Genomic DNA, 20,995 nt, shown 5'->3' with positions numbered 1-20,995 from the left:
AAAAGCAAACAGGGAAAATACCTCGCGTATTTTCCCTGTTTTTAATTAACTAAATTAACTGTCTTATTATTAACTGAATGGATCAGTAATTGAAATATAACGAGGCTAAAAGCGATTTGTTTTAGTTGATTAGAAAAAAATCAAACTGTATAGTTAAATAATTGTTTGTAAAAGAAATGTTACAAACTTTATTTGGTTTTTTTTGTGGGGGCTGAGTAGCTTTACCCGCTTAACTATTAACTAATTTCTTTTCTATGGAAAAAAGAATACTCCTTGTTTTGTGCTTTTTATTATTGGCTGTTACACAGCTCTTTGCGCAAAGCCAAACCATTACCGGTACAGTAACGGCTAAAGAAGATGGGTTACCCTTGCCTGGTGTAACCGTAAAAGTAAAAGGAACAACTACCGGTACCCAAACTGGTATCAACGGTAAGTTTTCCTTAAATGTTCCCGCTAATGCAATTTTATCATTTAGTTTTATTGGTTATACCACCCAGGATGTTCCTGTAGGTGGAAATAGTCAACTAAATGTTGTTCTGATATCATCAAGCAAGGGCCTAAATGAAGTAATTGTAACAGCTCTGGGCATTTCGCGCCAACAAAAATCACTGGGCTATGCCGCCCAGGCAGTTAAAGGCGATGATCTTACACTTACCAAGCAAACCGATCTTAATACAGCATTAGCTGGTAAGGTTTCGGGTGTACAGGTATTAGGTGGATCGGGTGCTAAATTCGGAACTTCAACTATTCGTATCCGCGGTATCAATTCATTATCCGGCGGGAGTCCAATTTACGTTGTAAATGGGGTGGTTACGGATCCTAATGCTATCAACAATGATGATATCGAGTCGGCAACTGTGTTGAAAGGCCCTGCGGCTACTGCATTGTACGGGCAAAGAGCATCTGAGGGAGCTATTGTTGTAACCCTTAAAAAAGGATCAAACAAAGGTATTGGTGTTTCCTTTAATCAGTCAACTTCTTTTGAAACAGTAACTACGCTGCCTAAATACCAAAATGAATACGGTGGTGGCGACGATCAGAATTGGTTAACTTATACCTACAACCCGGCTGAAGGTGCTCCTGCCTCCAACGCTAATTTTACCGGAGTAAAATACTACAACTATAGTGTTGACGAAAGCTGGGGACCTAAACTGGATGGTACATTATATGCTCCCTGGTATTTCTGGGATCCCTCAAACCCAGGCTATGGCAAATTAAAGCCATTTGTTGCCCAACCCAACAACGTACGTGATTTTTACCGCACAGGAGCTACAGCCAACACCAATGTAGCTTTCTCTAAGGCTTCGGATGATTACAACTTTAGGGTTTCTTATACCAATGTTAGTCGCTCTGGTATATCTCCAAACACGAGCCAGCAACGTAATAACGTTGGGTTAGACGGCGAGATTAAATTAACCAAGAAATTCTCGGTTAGTGCCAACATTAACTTTTTCCAGGAGAACCTGAATAATATTCCGCAGGAAGGTTATGGCCAGCAAACCATAGGCTCATTTAGCCAGTGGTTTCATCGCGATAATGAGATCGATGCGCTAAGGAATTATCAAAGACCAGATGGTACTTACACAACCTGGAACATTACCGGGCCTAATGACCTAACACCTAAATATTGGGATAACCCATTTACAGAAGCTTATGTAAATACATCAGAATCACATAATAAGCGTGTATATGGCAATATCACGGCTGCCTATAAATTCACGAATGATTTGACCTTATCAGTTATTGCCCGTGAAGACCTTTTGAACCGGGATGATAACAATCGTGTAGGTACAGGAACTATAAATCCTGATTCTTATACACAAAGTACCTATCAATACCGCGAAACCAATGCATTAGCCACTTTGGGATACAATCATATTTTCGGAGATCTTTCTGTAAAGGCGGCTGTATATGCTGAAGTTCGGGAAGATCGCCAGCTTTATACCGCCGGAAATACTAATGGTGGTTTAGCTATCCCAGATCTGTATACTATCCAAAATTCGCTTGACGCACCAACAGCTACCAGCCTTAAATTTTTGAACCGTGTAAATAGTTATTATGGCTATACTTCATTTGGATACAAAGATTTCTTGTACCTGGATTTTAACGTGCGTAATGACATTTCCTCAACGCTGCCTGTGAATAATAATTCATACTGGTATGGGGGGCTTTCGGGTTCATTCGTATTTACCGAGCTTTTACCTAAAAACGATATTTTAAACTTTGGTAAAATAAGATTATCAGCCGCGAGATTAGGATCTGATACAAATCCTTATCAGATATATCAAACCTATAATTTAAGTACTACTCCCCACGGTACTGATCCGATACAGTTTGTACCTAATACCCTGCCAAATGCCAATTTAAGACCAACATTGTCAACTGCATATGAAGCTGGTACAGAATTGCATTTCTTACGTGATCGTATACGTTTTGATTTCAACTATTATACACGTAATGCAAAGGATCAGATCTTGTCATTGCCAGTTAATGGTGCATCTGGTTATTCAACGGCTGTAGTGAACGCCGGTTCTATCAAAAATCACGGTATTGAAATATCTCTGGGTGGTACTCCGGTCAAATCAAAAGAGTTTACCTGGAACACAGATTTTAACATATCATTTAACCGTAACAAGATTATTTCCTTATACCCTGGTGTTACCAACTTAAAAGTAGCACCTGATGGCACAGGAGGCGCGGGTATTTCAGGGTATACCTTTCCGGCAGGTACTGCAACCGCACCTGGTGGTGTAACAGGATTTGCCTACGTAGGTACATCTGGTTTTAATGTGAATGGGTTAGTGGGCAGTTCATACGGCGAATTAATAGGAGCTGGATATGTGCGCGATAAAAGCGGTAATATCATAGTTGATGCTGATGGTGTTCCAGAAATCCAGGATAATGTTCATTTAGGTAGTATGTTGCCAAGTTATACGGGAGGTTTTACCAATACCTTTAATTATAAAGGCGTAACCCTGGGTATATCTATTGATTTTCAGAAAGGCGGCAAATTTGTTTCTATTACCCAGGCTAATATGAATGGGTCTGGTCTTGGTGCAGAAACTGCAGGCTTGAATGACAAGGGTAAACCAAAACGTGATCCTGTAGCAGATGGTGGCGGAACCTTAGTAAAAGGCGTGCATGAAGATGGCTCAGTAAATACCACTTATACAGATACCCGTTATCTTTATGAATCTGTGTATAGTCAGCTATGGGAAAAATGGACATTTGATGCTACATATATTAAACTGAGAGAGGTGAGCTTGGGCTATAATTTCCCTAAGAACTTACTAAAGAAAACGCCATTCCAAACTGCTTATTTTGCAATTACTACGCAAAACCCATGGTTAATATATGCCAAAACCAAAGACAGGGGGATTGACCCATCACAACTGGAATCATCGTTTTTTGAAGGCGGTCAGCTTCCGGCAACAAAGAACATCGGGTTTAATCTTAAACTAACCTTCTAAAGCATCTTAAATCATGAAAAGAATATTCTTTATAAATAAATTTACATACATTATTGGGGCCGGCGTAATTATACTGGCTTCATGTAAGGTTGGCGGCGATGTTAATGTTAATCCCAACCAGGCAACTACGGTACAAACCGGTTTTATGTTTAATAGTGCCGTGCAGGCTTTGGGTGGCATAAACGGAGCGGGAGCAACAACAAACCTGAACTCTTACGCAGGCGAGCTGTATTCGCAATATCTTTCCGAAACACAGTATACTAATGAGTCGTTGTTTTCACTACGTCAGTATGACTACCAGACTTATTATACCGGACCTTTAAAAGATCTGCAAACTATTATTGATCTTAATCAGGATCCCGTTAAAGGAAAATTACAGGACGTTGTTAAATATGGTTCAAATAATAACCAGTTAGCGGCTGCGCGTATACTTAAAGCCTTTATTTATTTAACAATAACAGACAGGTGGGGCGATATTCCATATAGCCAGGCATTAAAAGGTGCGTCGGGTTTTACACCGGCCTTTGATGCTCAAAAGGATATTTATACCGATCTGATGAAAGAGCTTGATGAGGCGCAGGCACAATTTGATAATAATGGTGCATTAACTCAGGATATCTTGTTTCAGGGCGATAACAATAAATGGAAACACTGGGCTAACTCCCTGCACGCTATAATGGCTTTACGATTATCAAAAATTGATCCGGCAACGGGTAGAACAGAATTCGCAAAAGCTTTTGCCGCCGGATTAATGAGTTCAAATGAAGAAAACGCTGTTTACACTTATCTGGCAGCACAAACTAACGAAAATCCATATTTTACTAATTATCGCAGCCGCTATGATTATGCGGTAAGCAGCATTTTTGTAAATACTTTGAAAGGATTCAATGACCCACGTTTGTCTGTTTTAGTAGCACCAACATCCAGTGGCGATTATGTGGGCCTGCAGTACGGTACCAATGGTGCAGCATTGAGCGCTTTCAAGATCGGAACAAGAAAATTGCCCGGTAATATTTCACAGATCGGCATAGCCGTTTCCGATCAGGGATCCCCATCGGTATGGACATCTTATGCACAAGTATTATTTACGGAAGCAGAGGCAGCTCATTTGGGTTGGATATCAGGAGGCGACGCGACAGCTGAAAATTATTATAACCAGGGCGTTACTGCATCATTAGCGCAATATGGAATTACTACGGCATCAGCTTATCTGGCACAAAGCTCGGTTAAGTTCTCCGCTGCAACGGCAGTAAACCAGATCATAACACAAAAATGGATAGCCGGATTTTTAGGTGATGGCTGGGAATCATGGGCTGAGTATCGCAGAACAGGTTTTCCAAAATTACTTGATCCTGTGCCGGGAGCGTTGAGCCCAGGCGGAAATATTCCGCGCAGGCAACAATATCCTCAAACAGAGATTGACCTGAACAAGACTAACTATAACGCTGTAGTTGCCCGTCAAGGCCCGGATGCGCTTAATACCAGGGTATACTGGGATAGACAATAACATACCGAACAATAAACAACAAAGGCTGCCATTGGCGGCCTTTGTTGTTTATGTAAGCATTATATAATTGATGTAGGTATAAAAAATTACACATCCTATTTGATTTTCAAATATTTGTGCTTACCTTTGACCCTCCTTGAAAGGAGGTATTTTAGGAATTATGATCATTATCAACGTAAAAGAAGGCGAATCATTAGATAAAGCATTGAAACGCTTCAAGAAAAAATTTGAGAAAACAGGTGTGTTGAGAGAACTTCGCAGCCGTCAGGCATTCGAGAAAAAATCTGTAACTCGTCGTCATGTTGTTAAACATGCAATCTACAAGCAAAATATGAATCAGGAAACTGTTTAATTCTTGTAAAAGAATTTTTCAAATTTCTTAACACTATATTAAAACTATTTGTACATTCAATCTCTGGATGTTCAAATAGTTTTTATGTTTTTAGAGCGTTTTATCCAATACATTAAGTTCGAAAAGCGATACTCTCCCCACACGGTGTCGGCTTATAGATCAGACTTGGATCAGTTCATGCGCTTTTTGAACAATACAGGAGGGGTAAATGACGCCTCTGAATCAAGTATTACCCATCCCGGCCAGATAAGCTATCAGGACATTCGTAACTGGATGGTGGAGCTTATGGGGCAAAAAATTATAGCCCGTTCCGTAAACCGCAAAATGGCCACGCTGCGTAAGTACTTTAAATTTTTATTGCAGGAAGGTGTTATTACCGATAATCCAACATCCAAAATACGGTCGCAAAAAATACCCAAGAATCTTCCGGCAGTTGTTGAGGACGCCCGGTTGACCCAGATGCTGGATGATAACGAAATATTTACAAATGATTTTATAGGTCAGCGCGACAAGCTGGTGGTTGAAATGTTGTTTGGTACCGGTATGCGCCTTGCCGAGCTCCTGGGTCTTAAGGATCAGGATATTAACAATTATGAGGGTACCCTAAAGGTGTTGGGTAAACGAAACAAAGAACGCATTATACCGGTGAACACCGAACTGCATACCTTGCTGGGTAAATACCTGGAGTTAAAGAAAAATCAAAATTTTGATAACAATTCACTAACATTAATCGTTACAAATAAGGGCGCAGATGCTTACCCCAAACTAATATATTTAATAGTGCATAAATACCTCTCCAACATATCAACCCAGGATAAAAAGAGCCCCCACGTACTCCGGCACACGTTTGCAACAAGTTTGCTCAACAACGGAGCCGATTTAAATTCAATAAAAGAACTTTTGGGCCATGCTAATTTAAGCGCAACCCAAATTTATACACACAATTCAGTTGAAAGATTAAAGTCTATTTACAAACAAGCCCATCCAAAGGCGTAATTCAAGGAGGAAACATGAAAATTACAGTGCAATCAATTCATTTTACCGCAGACAGGAAATTATTAGATTTTATTCAGAAAAAGGCTGATAAGCTGGATACGTTTTATGATCAGATAATTAGCGGGGAAGTTTATTTAAAACTGGAAAATGTAGAAGATGAGGCAAATAAAATAACGGAGATAAAATTGTTGCTTCCGGGTAACCAGATTTTTGCAAAAGAGAAATGCAAAAGCTTTGAAGAAGCTACCGATCTGGCCATTGAAAGTCTCCGCAAGCAGATAGAAAAGCATAAACAGAAGAAAACCATTGCCGACACCGCAGCCAAAAAGGCTATATTGATGGCGGCCGAGGACGATTTATAGTATAAAAAAGCCCTTTTTTAGGCAAAAATCGACGAGTTTTCCACTCGTCGATTTTTTTTGATAAAAAATTTTGTACAGGTTTAATTTTTTGTAGATTTGCAATCCCTTTCAGAGAGGTGCTAAGCACTGAAAAAAAAGTTGGGATTGTTCTTTAAAATATAAAAAAGCTTATTAGTTTTGCCGCTCTCAATTTTGAAACCTCTTTAGGGTTATAAAATAAGAAAAGCTAAATAAATATAAGCCTCCTTAGCTCAGCTGGTAGAGCGACTGACTTGTAATCAGTAGGTCATTGGTTCGATCCCGATAGGAGGCTCAGTTTTTTTCGGATTGAAGTGTTTAGCTTCAACTTTGGACATTTTAAATCCGAAACTAACTAATGGGGGGATACCAGAGCGGTCAAATGGGACGGACTGTAAATCCGTTGCTTCGGCTACGAAGGTTCGAATCCTTCTCCCCCCACTGGAAATTCCAGAACAAGCTAAATTCTAAATTCTAATTCACATTAGAGTTTAGAGTTTAGTTTTTGGAATTTAAAAAAAGCGGAAGTAGCTCAGTTGGTAGAGCGATAGCCTTCCAAGCTATAGGTCGCGAGTTCGAACCTCGTCTTCCGCTCGGTTACAGTAGGCAGTTAGCCGTGGGCAGTAAGCAGTTTGATTGAGGCAGGTAACTGTAAATGAAAACGAGCACTGCAAACTGAGAACTAATAACTGCAAACTAAAGAATAATAAGCCGACGTAGCTCAGGGGTAGAGCACTTCCTTGGTAAGGAAGAGGTCATGGGTTCAAATCCCATTGTTGGCTCAATAAAATAAAGAGTAAAATAAGAATACATTTTTAAGTATAAATTAACCTACAAAATAATTATAAATCATGGCAAAAGAAAAGTTTGACCGCAGTAAACCGCACTTAAACATCGGTACAATCGGTCACGTTGACCACGGCAAAACAACCCTTACTGCAGCTATCACTAAAGTATTAGCTGATGCAGGTTTATCAGAAGCTCGTTCATTTGATTCAATTGACTCAGCTCCTGAAGAAAAAGAGCGTGGTATCACCATCAATACAGCACACGTTGAGTATTCAACAGCTAACCGTCACTATGCACACGTTGACTGTCCAGGTCACGCGGATTATGTGAAAAACATGGTTACTGGTGCTGCTCAGATGGATGGTGCAATCATTGTTGTTGCTGCTACTGACGGTCCGATGCCACAAACCCGCGAACACATCCTGTTAGCACGTCAGGTAGGTGTACCTGCACTTGTTGTATTTATGAACAAGGTTGACATGGTTGATGATCCGGAATTATTAGAATTAGTAGAAATGGAAATTCGTGAATTATTATCATTCTACGAATATCCAGGTGATGATATCCCAGTTATCCAGGGTTCTGCATTAGGTGGTCTTAACGGCGATCCTACCTGGGTTGGCAAAATCATGGAGTTGATGGATGCTGTAGATAACTACATCCCTATCCCTCCACGTTTAACTGAGCTTCCTTTCCTGATGCCGGTTGAAGACGTATTCTCAATCACTGGTCGTGGTACTGTTGCTACCGGTCGTATTGAGCGTGGTGTAATCAACTCAGGTGAAGCAGTTGATATCCTAGGTATGGGTGCTGAGAACTTGAAATCAACCGTAACTGGTGTTGAGATGTTCCGTAAGATCCTTGACCGTGGTGAAGCTGGTGACAACGTAGGTTTATTGTTACGTGGTATTGAAAAAACTGATATCCGTCGTGGTATGGTTATTTGCAAACCAGGTTCAGTAACTCCACACACCGACTTCAAAGCAGAAGTTTACGTATTATCAAAAGCAGAAGGTGGCCGTCACACTCCATTCTTCAACAAATACCGCCCGCAATTCTATTTCCGTACAACTGACGTAACTGGTGAGATTTCACTGGCTGAAGGTGTAGAAATGGTTATGCCAGGTGATAACGTTACCATCACTGTAAAATTGATCAACGCTATCGCTATGGAAAAAGGCTTACGTTTCGCTATCCGTGAAGGTGGCAGAACAGTAGGTGCTGGCCAGGTAACTGAAATTTTAAAATAAGAATTTCAAAAAAGGTTAATTGGAAACATAAGTTTGACTGTAAAAAGCAAACTTATGTTTTCTTATTATAAAATATACACGGGAATAGTTCAACGGTAGAATAGAGGTCTCCAAAACCTTTGATCAGGGTTCGAATCCTTGTTCCCGTGCATAAGCAAACAATAAAAAATGGCAGGCGTAGCTGAATATATTAAAGAATCATACATCGAGTTAACTCAAAAAGTAACTTGGCCAACCTGGCGCGAATTGCAAAGTAGTGCTATTTTGGTACTGGTTGCTGCAATTATTATCGCTTTGGTTATTGTAGGTATGGACCAGATTATTAATTATTTGCTTGGTATATTTTATCATTCACTAACATAATATCAGAAGACAACGATGAGTGATCAATTGAAGTGGTATGTAGTTAGAGCCATCAGTGGTAAGGAAAAGAAGGTAAAGCAATATATAGATGCCGAAATTAGTCGTTTGGGCATTACGCATTTGGTACCTCAGGTATTAATACCAACTGAAAAGTATTACCAGATGCGCGACGGAAAGAAGATCGCTAAAGAGCGTAATTATTTTCCGGGTTATGTGCTGATGGAAGCTGTGCTTGACGGTGAAACCGAACACATCATCAAAAATATAAACAGTGTGATAGGTTTTTTAGGCGATAAAGCCGGAAACGCCATCCCACTGCGCCAGGCCGAAGTTAACCGTATTTTAGGTAAGGTTGACGAAATGAGCGCGCAAGGCGAAACAATGAATGTGCCTTATTATATAGGCGAAAACGTGAAAGTTATGGACGGACCGTTCAATGGCTTTAGCGGCGTGATAGAAGAGGTTAACGAAGAGAAAAAGAAACTAAAGGTAATGGTAAAGATATTCGGGCGCCGTACGCCGCTTGAATTGAATTACATGCAGGTAGAGAAAGAGTAGTAAGTTTTTAGTCACGGGTTCTGAGTTGGAAAGGCAGAACTTTACGTGATAAACTTACTCAATGAATATTAAAAGAAAGAAGTTTAGGTATTAAGTTAGGGTTAAAAATTCCAAACTCACCACCGAAAACTTACAACTATAAAAATCTTAAATGTTACTTAGCTTCCACTTACTAACATTGAGTTATAATTAAAGTAAATTAAAATGGCAAAAGAAATCGGTGCGATGGTAAAGCTGCAGGTAAAAGGCGGCGCTGCAAACCCATCACCTCCAATTGGACCTGCTTTAGGTGCAAAGGGTGTGAATATCATGGAGTTTTGCAAGCAGTTTAATGCACGTACCCAGGATAAGCCTGGTAAAGTGTTGCCTGTTTTGATTACTGTTTACGTTGATAAATCTTTCGATTTTATCATTAAAACCCCTCCGGTTGCAATCCAATTATTGGAAGTAACAGGATTAAAAAGTGGTTCAGCAGAGCCCAACCGTAAAAAAGTTGCCAATGTAAATTGGGAACAGGTTGAAACTATTGCTAAAGATAAAATGGTGGATCTAAACGCATTCACAGTTGAATCAGCCATGAAAATGGTGGCAGGTACTGCCCGTAGTATGGGAATAACCGTATCAGGTACGGCTCCCTGGAATTAATTAATTTATATTAAAATCAGTTTAAGACAGTGGCTAGATTAACAAAAAATCAAAAAGTGGCACTCTCCAAAATTGAGGCAAACAAATCGTATTCATTAGAAGCTGCATCAGCTTTGGTAAAGGAATTAACCCTTACTAAATTTGATTCATCAGTTGATATAGATGTTCGTTTAGGTGTTGACCCGCGTAAAGCCAATCAAATGGTACGTGGTATTGCAACATTGCCTCATGGAACCGGTAAAACTGTACGTGTACTGGTGCTTTGTACTCCTGATAAGGAACAAGAAGCAAAAGACGCAGGTGCTGATTACGTAGGTTTGGATGATTATATTGCCAAGATTGAAGGTGGATGGACTGATGTTGATATTATCATCACTATGCCAAGTGTTATGGCTAAAGTAGGTCGTTTGGGTCGTATATTAGGCCCACGTAACCTTATGCCTAACCCTAAATCAGGAACAGTAACTCCAGAAGTTGGAAAAGCTGTAACTGATGTAAAAGGTGGTAAGATCGACTTCAAAGTTGATAAAACAGGTATTATCCATGCCTCAATAGGAAAAGCATCTTTCTCTGCAGATAAAATTTATGAGAATGCATTAGAAGTATTGCAAACTATCTCAAAATTAAAACCATCTGCAGCTAAAGGAACATATTTCAAGAGTATTCATATCTCTTCAACTATGTCGCCAGGAATTGCAATTGAAACTAAAACAGTAGCGGGGATTTAATCATGAATAAAGAAGAAAAACACGATCTTGTTCTTGCCCTTACTGAGCAGATGAATGAGTTTGGTAATTTTTATATTACTGATACCTCAGATTTGACGGTTGCAAAGATCAATGACATCCGTCGTAAATGTTTCGAAAGCGACATTACGATGAAGGTAGCAAAAAATAGCTTAATTAGAAAAGCTATGGAAGCTGCGGGTGGTGATTACACTCCAATATTTGATGTGTTAAAAGGTTCATCATCAATACTTTTCTCAAAATCAGCAACTGCTCCGGCAAAGCTGATCAAACAATTGAGAAAAGCAGGTGCTAAACCAGTTTTAAAAGCAGCTTATATTGATTCGGCGATATTTATCGGTGATGACCAGATCGATACTTTGATCAAACTAAAATCAAAGGAACAACTGATCGGCGAGATAATCGGATTACTACAATCACCTGCCAAAAACGTTATTTCTGCATTACAATCAGGCGGAAATACAATTGCAGGCCTTGTAAAAACATTACAGGAAAGAGGTTAACGAACACCTTATTAAAGTTCGATATTAAGAAACAAAAAGCATTAAAAGTAAAATTTAAATAAAATGGCGGATTTAAAAGCGTTTGCTGAACAGTTGGTAAACTTAACAGTAAAAGAAGTAAACGAATTAGCTCAGATCTTAAAAGATGAGTATGGTATTGAGCCTGCTGCTGCAGCTGTAGCTGTTGCTGCTGCTCCTGCTGGTGGCGATGATGCCCCTGCTGCTGCTGCAGAACAAACTGCATTTGACGTTATCCTGAAAGAAGCAGGTGGTTCAAAATTAGCAGTTGTTAAATTAGTAAAAGACTTAACTGGCTTAGGTTTAAAAGAAGCTAAAGATCTTGTTGACGGCGCACCAAAAGAATTAAAAACTGGTGTAACTAAAGAAGAAGCTCAATCTTTGAAAACTCAATTAGAAGAAGCTGGAGCAGTAGTTGAGGTTAAATAAGTTAACCCAATAAAAATATAGCATCAGACTCCGACCTATTTTGGTCGGGGTCTATTGCTGTTTATATACAATAGACTTGAGATATTAGATTTGGGATTTGAGATCTTTTGCAGGATATAGCCTGAGAAATTTTTTAATCTCAATACTTACATCTCATATCTCACTTCTCAATACAGGTTTATTAATAAACTAAAATTATAATACCTTGGCAAACAACAATAATCAAAGAGTAAACTTTGCAACCAGCAGAAAGGTACTTGATTACCCTGATTTCCTGGATGTTCAGTTACAATCTTTCCAGGAATTTTTTCAATTGGAAACCACCTCAGACAACCGTTATAAAGAAGGTTTGTTTAAAGTGTTTGCTGAAAATTTTCCGATATCGGATTCAAGAAACATCTTTGTTTTAGAGTTTCTTGATTACTTTATTGATCCGCCACGTTACGATATACAAGAGTGTATAGAGCGCGGATTAACTTACAGTGTGCCTTTAAAAGCCAAGCTTCGCCTTTCATGTAATGATGAGGAGCACGAAGATTTTGAAACTATTGTACAGGATGTGTACCTGGGAACTATCCCATACATGACCCCTAAAGGTACATTTGTTATAAATGGTGCCGAGCGCGTAATTGTTTCGCAGTTACACCGTTCACCTGGTGTGTTCTTTGGCCAAAGCCGCCACACCAACGGTACAAAATTATACTCTGCCCGTGTTATCCCTTTTAAAGGTTCATGGATTGAGTTTGCTACTGACGTTAACAACGTGATGTATGCTTACATTGACCGTAAAAAGAAATTCCCGGTTACTACACTGCTTCGTGCCATTGGTTATGACTCTGATAAAGATATATTAGAGCTGTTTGAACTGGCTGACGAAGTAAAAGTAAGCAAATCTGGTCTGAAGAAATTCATTGGCCGTAAGCTTGCTGCAAGGGTGCTTAAAAAATGGGTTGAAGATTTCGTGGATGAAGATACCGGTGAAGTGGTTTCTATCGACCGTAATGAGATCATCCTTGAGCGTGAAACCGTATTGGAAGACGATCATATTGATATGATCATTGATGCCGGTGTTAAAACCATCATCCTGAACAAGGAAGATGCTGCCACCAGCGGTGATTATACTATTATATATAATACCTTACAAAAAGATACTTCGAACTCGGAGAAAGAAGCGGTTGAGCACATCTACCGTCAATTACGTAACGCTGAACCACCTGATGAAGAAACAGCCCGTGGTATCATCGATCGTTTATTCTTCTCTGATAAAAGATATGATTTGGGTGATGTGGGCCGCTACCGCATCAACCGTAAGTTGAAATTGAATACCTCTGATGAAACAAAGGTATTAACCAAGCAGGATATTATTGCCATTGTGAAGTACCTGATCAAACTGATCAACTCTAAAGCTGAGGTGGATGATATTGACCACTTGTCAAACCGTCGTGTTCGTACAGTGGGTGAGCAGTTATATGCTCAGTTTGGTGTTGGTTTGGCACGTATGGCACGTACGATACGTGAGCGTATGAACATCCGTGATAACGAGGTGTTTACTCCAACCGACCTGATCAACGCACGTACATTATCATCAGTGATCAACTCGTTCTTCGGAACAAACCAGTTATCACAGTTTATGGACCAAACCAATCCACTGGCAGAGATCACGCACAAGCGTCGTCTGTCAGCCCTTGGGCCCGGTGGTCTGTCACGTGAGCGTGCTGGTTTCGAGGTTCGTGACGTACACTACACCCACTACGGTAGGTTATGTACCATTGAAACTCCGGAAGGACCGAACATTGGTTTGATATCATCACTTTGCGTACACGCCAAGATCAACAACTTAGGCTTTATCGAAACACCGTACAAACGTGTGGTTGAAGGTAAAGTACAGGTTGATGAGCCGGTTATCTATTTATCTGCAGAAGATGAAGACGGTAAAACAATTGGTCAGGCTAATGCCCATTATGATGATAAAGGTGTGTTTGCATTGCCAAAAGTAAAAGCACGTTTTGAAGGTGACTTCCCGATCATTGATCCGGAGAAACTTGATTTAATGGACATCGCTCCAAACCAGATCACTTCTATCGCGGCTTCGTTGATTCCGTTCCTGGAACATGATGATGCTAACCGTGCATTGATGGGATCAAACATGCAACGCCAGGCTGTACCATTGTTACGCCCTGAAGCGCCAATTGTTGGAACCGGACTGGAAGGACGTGTGGCAAAAGATTCACGTACACTGATCAACGCCGAAGGCGATGGTGTAGTGGAGTATGTTGATGCCAACGAGATCCGTATTAAATATGACCGTGATGAGCTTGACCGTTTGGTTTCATTTGATGGTGATTCAAAAAGCTATCGTTTAACCAAATTCAAGAAAACCAACCAAAGCACCACCATGAACCTGAAGCCGATTGTTAAAAAAGGCCAAAGAGTATCAAAAGGTGAAGTTCTTTGCGAAGGTTATGCTACTCAGAATGGCGAGCTTGCATTAGGCCGTAACTTAAAAGTGGCGTTCATGCCTTGGCAGGGATATAACTTTGAGGATGCGATCGTAATATCTGAGCGTGTGGTTTCACAGGATATTTTCACTTCACTTCACGTTGAAGAGTTTGAATTGGAAGTACGTGATACCAAACGTGGTGAAGAGGAATTGACACCAGATATCCCTAACGTATCAGAAGAAGCTACCAAAGATCTTGACGAAGACGGTATTATCCGTGTAGGCGCCGAGGTTAAAGAAGGCGACATCCTGATCGGTAAGATCACTCCAAAAGGTGAATCAGACCCATCACCGGAAGAAAAACTGTTACGTGCCATATTTGGTGATAAAGCAGGTGACGTTAAAGATGCGTCATTGAAAACTCCACCATCTATTGCAGGTGTTGTTATTGATACCAAATTGTTCAGCCGTGCTAAAAAGACCTCTAAGGCCGAAGAAAAAGCACAGTTGGAGAAACTGGATATTAAACACGAAAGAGCTGTAAAAGAACTTAAAAATACTTTGATCGAAAAGTTATTTGAGATCGTGAATGGTAAAACATCACAAGGTGTTTACAACATTTACAAAGAGCTTTTAGTACCAAAAGGTGTAAAATTCACCCAGAAAATTTTAGTTGAGCTTAGTTACGAAAACATTAACCCAACTAAATGGACAACTGATGATGATAAAAACGATCAGATCAAGCTTTTGCTTCATAACTACAACATCAAAGTTAATGAGGAATTAGGTGCTTATCGTCGTGATAAATTCGCTATCAGTGTAGGTGATGAGCTGCCATCAGGTATCGTACAAATGGCTAAAGTTTACATCGCTAAAAAGCGTAAGCTTAAAGTAGGTGATAAAATGGCCGGTCGTCACGGTAACAAAGGTATCGTTGCACGTATTGTACGTGACGAGGATATGCCTTTCCTTGAGGATGGAACACCGGTTGATATTGTGTTGAACCCACTGGGTGTACCTTCACGTATGAACTTAGGTCAGATCTATGAAACCGTATTAGGCTGGGCCGGTAAAGAGCTTGGTATTAAATTCGCTACCCCGATTTTTGATGGTGCAAGCCATGAAGAAGTGGAAGAGTGGGTTAAAAAGGCAAACTTACCAGAATCAGGCCGTACCTATTTATACAATGGCTTAACAGGCGACCGTTTTGACCAGCAAACTACAGTAGGTATTATATACATGCTGAAATTAGGTCACATGGTTGATGATAAGATGCACGCACGTTCTATCGGGCCATACTCATTAATTACACAACAACCATTGGGTGGTAAAGCTCAGTTTGGTGGTCAGCGTTTTGGTGAGATGGAAGTTTGGGCACTCGAAGCATTCGGTGCATCAAACATACTGCAGGAAATATTAACCGTTAAATCGGATGATGTTATCGGCCGTGCCAAAACTTACGAGGCTATTGTTAAAGGTGAAAACCTGCCAACTCCATCAGTTCCTGAATCATTCAACGTATTGGTTCATGAGTTAAGAGGTTTAGGTTTAGATATCACATTAGAATAAGGTTAAAGCTTAAAGGCTAAAGGTGAAAGGTTTAAGGACGCAAGTCAAATACCTTTTGCCTTTCACCTTTTCCCTTTTACCTCAACTTAAAAAAACAAGGAGACTATGTCTTACAAAAAGGATAATAAAATCAAAAGTAATTTCACCACAATTACGATCAGCCTGGCCTCTCCTGAGTCCATCCTGGAACGTTCAAGCGGTGAGGTTTTAAAACCAGAAACCATCAACTACAGGACCTATAAACCTGAGCGCGATGGTTTATTCTGCGAACGTATTTTTGGTCCGGTTAAAGATTATGAGTGCCATTGCGGTAAATACAAACGTATCCGTTACAAAGGTATCGTGTGCGACCGTTGCGGTGTTGAAGTAACCGAAAAGAAAGTACGCCGTGAGCGCATGGGCCACATTAACCTTGTAGTTCCTGTTGCTCATATCTGGTACTTCCGTTCATTACCAAACAAAATTGGTTACCTTTTAGGCTTACCAACAAAAAGGCTCGACCTGATCATATACTACGAGCGTTATGTAGTTATCCAACCGGGTATCAAAGAAGCTGATGGTATCAATAAAATGGATTTTCTTACTGAAGAGGAATATCTTGACGTGTTAGATACGCTTCCAAAAGAAAACCAGTACCTTGATGACAAGGATCCACAAAAATTTGTGGCTAAAATGGGTGCAGAGGCTCTTGAAGAGTTATTAAAACGCCTTGACCTGGATGAATTATCATTCAGCCTGCGTCATCAGGCAGCAAACGAAACTTCACAACAACGTAAAAACGAAGCTTTAAAACGTTTACAGGTTGTTGAGGCTTTCCGTGATGCTAAAACTCGTATCGAGAATAATCCTGAGTGGATGATCGTTAAGATCGTTCCGGTTATCCCGCCTGAATTGCGTCCGTTGGTACCACTGGAAGGTGGCCGTTTCGCTACTTCGGATTTGAATGACCTTTACCGTCGTGTAATTATCCGTAACAACCGTTTAAAACGTTTGATCGAGATCAAAGCACCGGAAGTTATATTACGTAACGAAAAACGTATGTTACAGGAAGCTGTTGACTCGTTATTCGATAACTCACGTAAAGTAAATGCGGTAAAAACCGAAGGTAACCGTGCCCTGAAATCACTTTCAGACATCCTGAAAGGTAAACAAGGCCGTTTCCGTCAAAACTTATTAGGTAAACGTGTGGATTATTCCGCCCGTTCGGTAATTGTTGTAGGTCCAAACCTTAAATTACACGAATGCGGTTTACCAAAAGATATGGCTGCCGAGCTGTTTAAACCATTTATCATCCGCAAAATGATTGAGCGTGGTGTGGTTAAAACAGTAAAATCTGCCAAAAAGATAGTTGACCGTAAAGACCCATTAGTTTGGGATATTCTGGAAAACGTATTGAAAGGACACCCTGTATTACTAAACCGTGCGCCTACGCTGCACAGATTAGGTATCCAGTCGTTCCAACCAAAACTGGTTGAAGGTAAAGCGATCCAATTGCACCCATTAACCTGTACGGCCTTCAACGCGGATTTTGACGGTGACCAGATGGCCGTTCACGTACCACTAGGTAACGCGGCAATTTTGGAAGCCCAAATTTTGATGCTTGCATCACACAACATTCTTAACCCTGCTAACGGTACACCTATTACTGTACCATCACAGGACATGGTGCTTGGTTTGTACTACATAACCAAAGGCCGTAAAACTGATGCAGGCCGTGTTGTAAAAGGCGAAGGCTTAACTTTCTATTCTTCTGAAGAAGTAATTATTGCTTACAACGAGCGAATGATCGATCTGCATGCCTTTATCAAGGTTAAAGGTTTGATCAAAGAAAAAGATGGCAGCATTGTAAGCAAGATTATTGATACTACTGTAGGCCGTGTGTTATTTAATGAGCACGTACCGGTTGAAGTAGGTTATATTAATGAACTGCTTACCAAAAAATCACTGCGTGATATTATTGGCGAGGTGGTAAAAATTACCGGTATGGCCCGTGCAGCTCAGTTCCTTGATGATATTAAGGAGTTAGGTTTCAAAATGGCATTCCAAGGTGGCTTATCATTTAACCTGAAGGATATTAATATTCCTGCTGAAAAAGTTACACTGATCGAAACAGCTTCTAAACAAGTTGAAGAGGTTATGGGTAACTACAACATGGGTTTCATTACCAACAACGAGCGTTACAATCAGATCATCGATATCTGGACACGTATCAACAACCGCTTAACAGCGAATGTAATGGACATCCTGAGCAACGATAATCAAGGCTTTAACTCGGTGTACATGATGCTTGATTCAGGTGCCCGTGGTTCAAAAGAGCAGATCCGTCAGCTTGCAGGTATGCGTGGTTTGATGGCTAAGCCTCAAAAATCAGGTTCAGGTGGTGAGATCATTGAAAACCCGATCCTTTCGAACTTTAAAGAAGGTTTATCAGTATTGGAGTACTTTATCTCCACTCACGGTGCCCGTAAAGGTTTGGCGGATACGGCGTTGAAAACAGCCGATGCGGGTTACTTAACCCGTAGGTTGCATGACGTTGCCCAGGATATGATCGTTGGTGAAGTTGATTGCGGTACTTTAAGAGGTATCTACACAACCGCGCTGAAAGATAACGAGGATATTGTTGAGCCATTGTATGACCGTATCTTAGGCCGTACTACTTTACATGATGTACATGACCCTATCACCAACGAACTGTTGGCATTAGCTGGTCAGGACATTACTGAAGAAGTAGGTAAAAAGATTGAAAACTCTCCATTAGAGGGTATCGAAATACGCTCGGTGTTAACCTGCGAAAGCAAGCGTGGTGTTTGTGCATTATGCTATGGTCGTAACCTTGCCAGCGGTAAACGCGTGCAAAAAGGTGAGGCTGTTGGTGTAATTGCAGCACAGTCAATCGGTGAGCCGGGTACACAGTTAACATTACGTACATTCCACGTGGGTGGTACCGCCTCAAACATTGCTGCTGAATCACAGATCAACGCAAGGTTTGATGGTATCATTGAATTTGAAAACGTACGTACCGTTCAATACAAAACCGAAGAGGGCGATGTAGATGTGGTATTAGGCCGTTCTGGTGAGTTCCGCATTGTTGAAGAAGGAAGCAACAAGGTAATTGTTACCAATAACATTCCATACGGTTCATACCTGTATGTAAAAGATGGCAGCAAAATTACCCGTGGCGACCGTATCTGTTCATGGGATCCGTATAACGCGGTGATTATATCTGAATTTGCAGGTTTAACTCAATTTGAAGCTGTATTGGATGGTATCACTTTCCGTGAAGAATCTGATGAGCAAACAGGTCACCGTGAAAAGGTAATTATCGATACCAGGGATAAGACAAAAAACCCTGTTATTCAGATTACTGATACAAAAGGTAACGTAATAAAAGGATATAACATTCCTGTAGGTGCACACATTGCTGTTGAAGAAGGCGAAAAACTACAAACAGGACAGGTTATTGCTAAAATTCCTCGTTCAACTGGTAAAACCCGCGACATCACCGGTGGTTTACCACGTGTAACTGAGTTATTTGAAGCACGTAACCCATCAAATCCTGCTGTAGTAACAGAGATTGACGGTGTGGTAACCTTAGGTGGCGTTAAACGCGGTAATCGTGAGATCACTATCGAATCAAAAGACGGCCAGGTTAAAAAATACCTTGTTCCATTGTCAAAACACATCCTTGTACAGGATAACGACTTTGTGAAAGCCGGTATGCCATTATCTGATGGTTCTATATCTCCTGCTGATATCCTGGCTATTAAAGGCCCGGCTGCGGTACAGGAATACCTGGTAAATGGTATACAAGAGGTTTACCGTTTGCAGGGTGTGAAGATCAACGATAAGCACTTTGAGGTTATTGTTCACCAGATGATGCAGAAAGTACAGATTGAAGATGCCGGTGACACCCGCTTCCTGGAACGCGAAGCTGTTGATAGCTGGGATTTCATGACCGAGAACGATGAGATATTTGACAAAAAGGTTGTTGTTGAGCCAGGTGATTCAACTACATTAAAAGCTGGTCAGATAGTTTCATTAAGAAAGCTGCGTGATGAGAACTCTGTTCTAAAACGTAGGGATCTGAGGTTGGTTGAAGTTCGTGATGCTATCCCTGCAACTTCAAGTCCGATACTGCAAGGTATTACCAGGGCATCATTAGGCACCAAGTCGTTTATCTCAGCTGCATCATTCCAAGAAACTACCAAGGTTCTGAATGAAGCTGCTATAGCAGGTAAAAAAGACTTAATGCTTGGCTTGAAAGAAAACGTTATTGTTGGTCACTTGATTCCTTCTGGTACAGGCTTACGCGAATACGAAAATATCCGTGTAGGTTCACAGGAAGAATTTGATCGCTTAATGGCTTCAAAAGCCGAAGAAATAGAAGCGTAATTTATCTGCGATATTTATCAAAGCCCTCCGTAAACCGGGGGGCTTTTTTGTTTTATGACCAAAAAAATAACCGGATGATAGAAATTTTTTTTAAAAAAGGTAAAACAAAACATAAACAGGATGGTTTTAGAGTTTCGTTGCTTACGATGAAGCATTTATACATAAGGTTGAACAATATTTGTTATTATTGGAAAGCCTTTTGACAAATGAATGGCTTTATTATTTTAGTGAAATGGAAGAACAAAATGAAAATCAACTGAATATTGAACTTTCCGAAGAAATAGCGGAAGGAATTTATTCAAATCTGGCGATAATTACGCACTCAAGCTCAGAGTTTGTACTTGATTTTATCAGAGTAATGCCCGGAATACCTAAAGCAAAGGTAAAATCACGGGTTATTTTAACCCCGGAACATGCTAAACGTTTGTTAACCGCGTTGGAAGACAATCTGGAAAAATTTGAATCGATTAATGGACGTATTAAGGTTCAGCAAGAACCTTCTGGATTTCCAATGAATTTTGGCGGAACTATGGGGCAAGCATAAAATGTACAAAACAAATACTTAACAAAAAAGTAGTATTTTGGGTC

At 40.4% G+C, this 20,995-nt stretch carries 15 protein-coding genes and 5 tRNA genes; all 20 read left to right on the top strand.

What is annotated here, in order from left to right; genetic code table 11:
* Positions 1-254 precede the first annotated feature (254 nt).
* Positions 255-3,470: a SusC/RagA family TonB-linked outer membrane protein gene (locus tag BLR84_RS25775; RefSeq protein WP_090473145.1), complete on the top strand. Its 3,216-nt coding sequence runs from the start codon at positions 255-257 to the stop codon at positions 3,468-3,470.
* A 13-nt stretch (positions 3,471-3,483) separates the two neighbouring features.
* Positions 3,484-4,977, top strand: a complete 1,494-nt coding sequence (locus tag BLR84_RS25770; RefSeq protein ID WP_090473144.1) for a SusD/RagB family nutrient-binding outer membrane lipoprotein — start codon at positions 3,484-3,486, stop codon at positions 4,975-4,977.
* A gap of 160 nt (positions 4,978-5,137) precedes the next feature.
* On the top strand, positions 5,138-5,329 hold the full coding sequence (gene rpsU, locus BLR84_RS25765; RefSeq protein WP_076374884.1) for a 30S ribosomal protein S21: 192 nt from the start codon (positions 5,138-5,140) through the stop codon (positions 5,327-5,329).
* A gap of 48 nt (positions 5,330-5,377) precedes the next feature.
* On the top strand, positions 5,378-6,325 hold the full coding sequence (locus BLR84_RS25760) for a tyrosine-type recombinase/integrase (protein ID WP_369829205.1): 948 nt from the start codon (positions 5,378-5,380) through the stop codon (positions 6,323-6,325).
* A 14-nt stretch (positions 6,326-6,339) separates the two neighbouring features.
* Complete coding sequence (gene hpf, locus BLR84_RS25755; protein WP_090473142.1) at positions 6,340-6,687, top strand: ribosome hibernation-promoting factor, HPF/YfiA family; 348 nt, start codon at positions 6,340-6,342, stop codon at positions 6,685-6,687.
* Positions 6,688-6,927: 240 nt separating this feature from the next.
* A tRNA-Thr gene (locus tag BLR84_RS25750) sits at positions 6,928-7,000 on the top strand.
* Positions 7,001-7,065: 65 nt separating this feature from the next.
* Positions 7,066-7,146: transfer RNA gene (locus tag BLR84_RS25745), tRNA-Tyr, on the top strand.
* Positions 7,147-7,226: 80 nt separating this feature from the next.
* Positions 7,227-7,299: transfer RNA gene (locus BLR84_RS25740), tRNA-Gly, on the top strand.
* Positions 7,300-7,415: 116 nt separating this feature from the next.
* A tRNA-Thr gene (locus BLR84_RS25735) sits at positions 7,416-7,487 on the top strand.
* Between the two features lie 69 nt (positions 7,488-7,556).
* Complete coding sequence (tuf, locus tag BLR84_RS25730) at positions 7,557-8,744, top strand: elongation factor Tu (protein ID WP_090473141.1); 1,188 nt, start codon at positions 7,557-7,559, stop codon at positions 8,742-8,744.
* Positions 8,745-8,822: 78 nt separating this feature from the next.
* A tRNA-Trp gene (locus tag BLR84_RS25725) sits at positions 8,823-8,893 on the top strand.
* Between the two features lie 19 nt (positions 8,894-8,912).
* On the top strand, positions 8,913-9,107 hold the full coding sequence (secE, locus tag BLR84_RS25720; RefSeq protein WP_076374892.1) for a preprotein translocase subunit SecE: 195 nt from the start codon (positions 8,913-8,915) through the stop codon (positions 9,105-9,107).
* Between the two features lie 15 nt (positions 9,108-9,122).
* Positions 9,123-9,665, top strand: a complete 543-nt coding sequence (nusG, locus tag BLR84_RS25715) for a transcription termination/antitermination protein NusG (protein WP_076374894.1) — start codon at positions 9,123-9,125, stop codon at positions 9,663-9,665.
* A 204-nt stretch (positions 9,666-9,869) separates the two neighbouring features.
* Positions 9,870-10,310, top strand: a complete 441-nt coding sequence (gene rplK, locus BLR84_RS25710; protein ID WP_090473140.1) for a 50S ribosomal protein L11 — start codon at positions 9,870-9,872, stop codon at positions 10,308-10,310.
* Positions 10,311-10,339: 29 nt separating this feature from the next.
* Positions 10,340-11,038: a 50S ribosomal protein L1 gene (rplA, locus tag BLR84_RS25705; protein ID WP_090473139.1), complete on the top strand. Its 699-nt coding sequence runs from the start codon at positions 10,340-10,342 to the stop codon at positions 11,036-11,038.
* A gap of 2 nt (positions 11,039-11,040) precedes the next feature.
* Positions 11,041-11,559, top strand: coding sequence for a 50S ribosomal protein L10 (rplJ, locus tag BLR84_RS25700; protein ID WP_090473138.1), 519 nt, complete (start codon positions 11,041-11,043; stop codon positions 11,557-11,559).
* 63 nt (positions 11,560-11,622) lie between these two features.
* A complete protein-coding gene (rplL, locus tag BLR84_RS25695; RefSeq protein WP_090473137.1) occupies positions 11,623-12,006 on the top strand; it encodes a 50S ribosomal protein L7/L12 in 384 nt (127 codons plus the stop codon).
* Between the two features lie 205 nt (positions 12,007-12,211).
* On the top strand, positions 12,212-16,015 hold the full coding sequence (rpoB, locus tag BLR84_RS25690; protein WP_090473136.1) for a DNA-directed RNA polymerase subunit beta: 3,804 nt from the start codon (positions 12,212-12,214) through the stop codon (positions 16,013-16,015).
* A gap of 105 nt (positions 16,016-16,120) precedes the next feature.
* Positions 16,121-20,407: a DNA-directed RNA polymerase subunit beta' gene (gene rpoC, locus BLR84_RS25685; protein WP_090473135.1), complete on the top strand. Its 4,287-nt coding sequence runs from the start codon at positions 16,121-16,123 to the stop codon at positions 20,405-20,407.
* A gap of 232 nt (positions 20,408-20,639) precedes the next feature.
* Positions 20,640-20,951: a DUF3467 domain-containing protein gene (locus tag BLR84_RS25680; RefSeq protein WP_076374980.1), complete on the top strand. Its 312-nt coding sequence runs from the start codon at positions 20,640-20,642 to the stop codon at positions 20,949-20,951.
* The last annotated feature ends 44 nt before the right edge of the window (positions 20,952-20,995 follow it).

This window comes from Mucilaginibacter sp. OK268, from assembly GCF_900103125.1.
GTDB lineage: Bacteria > Bacteroidota > Bacteroidia > Sphingobacteriales > Sphingobacteriaceae > Mucilaginibacter.
Note: the sequence above shows the minus strand (reverse complement) of the source record. Positions and strands in the feature narration are given on the sequence as shown.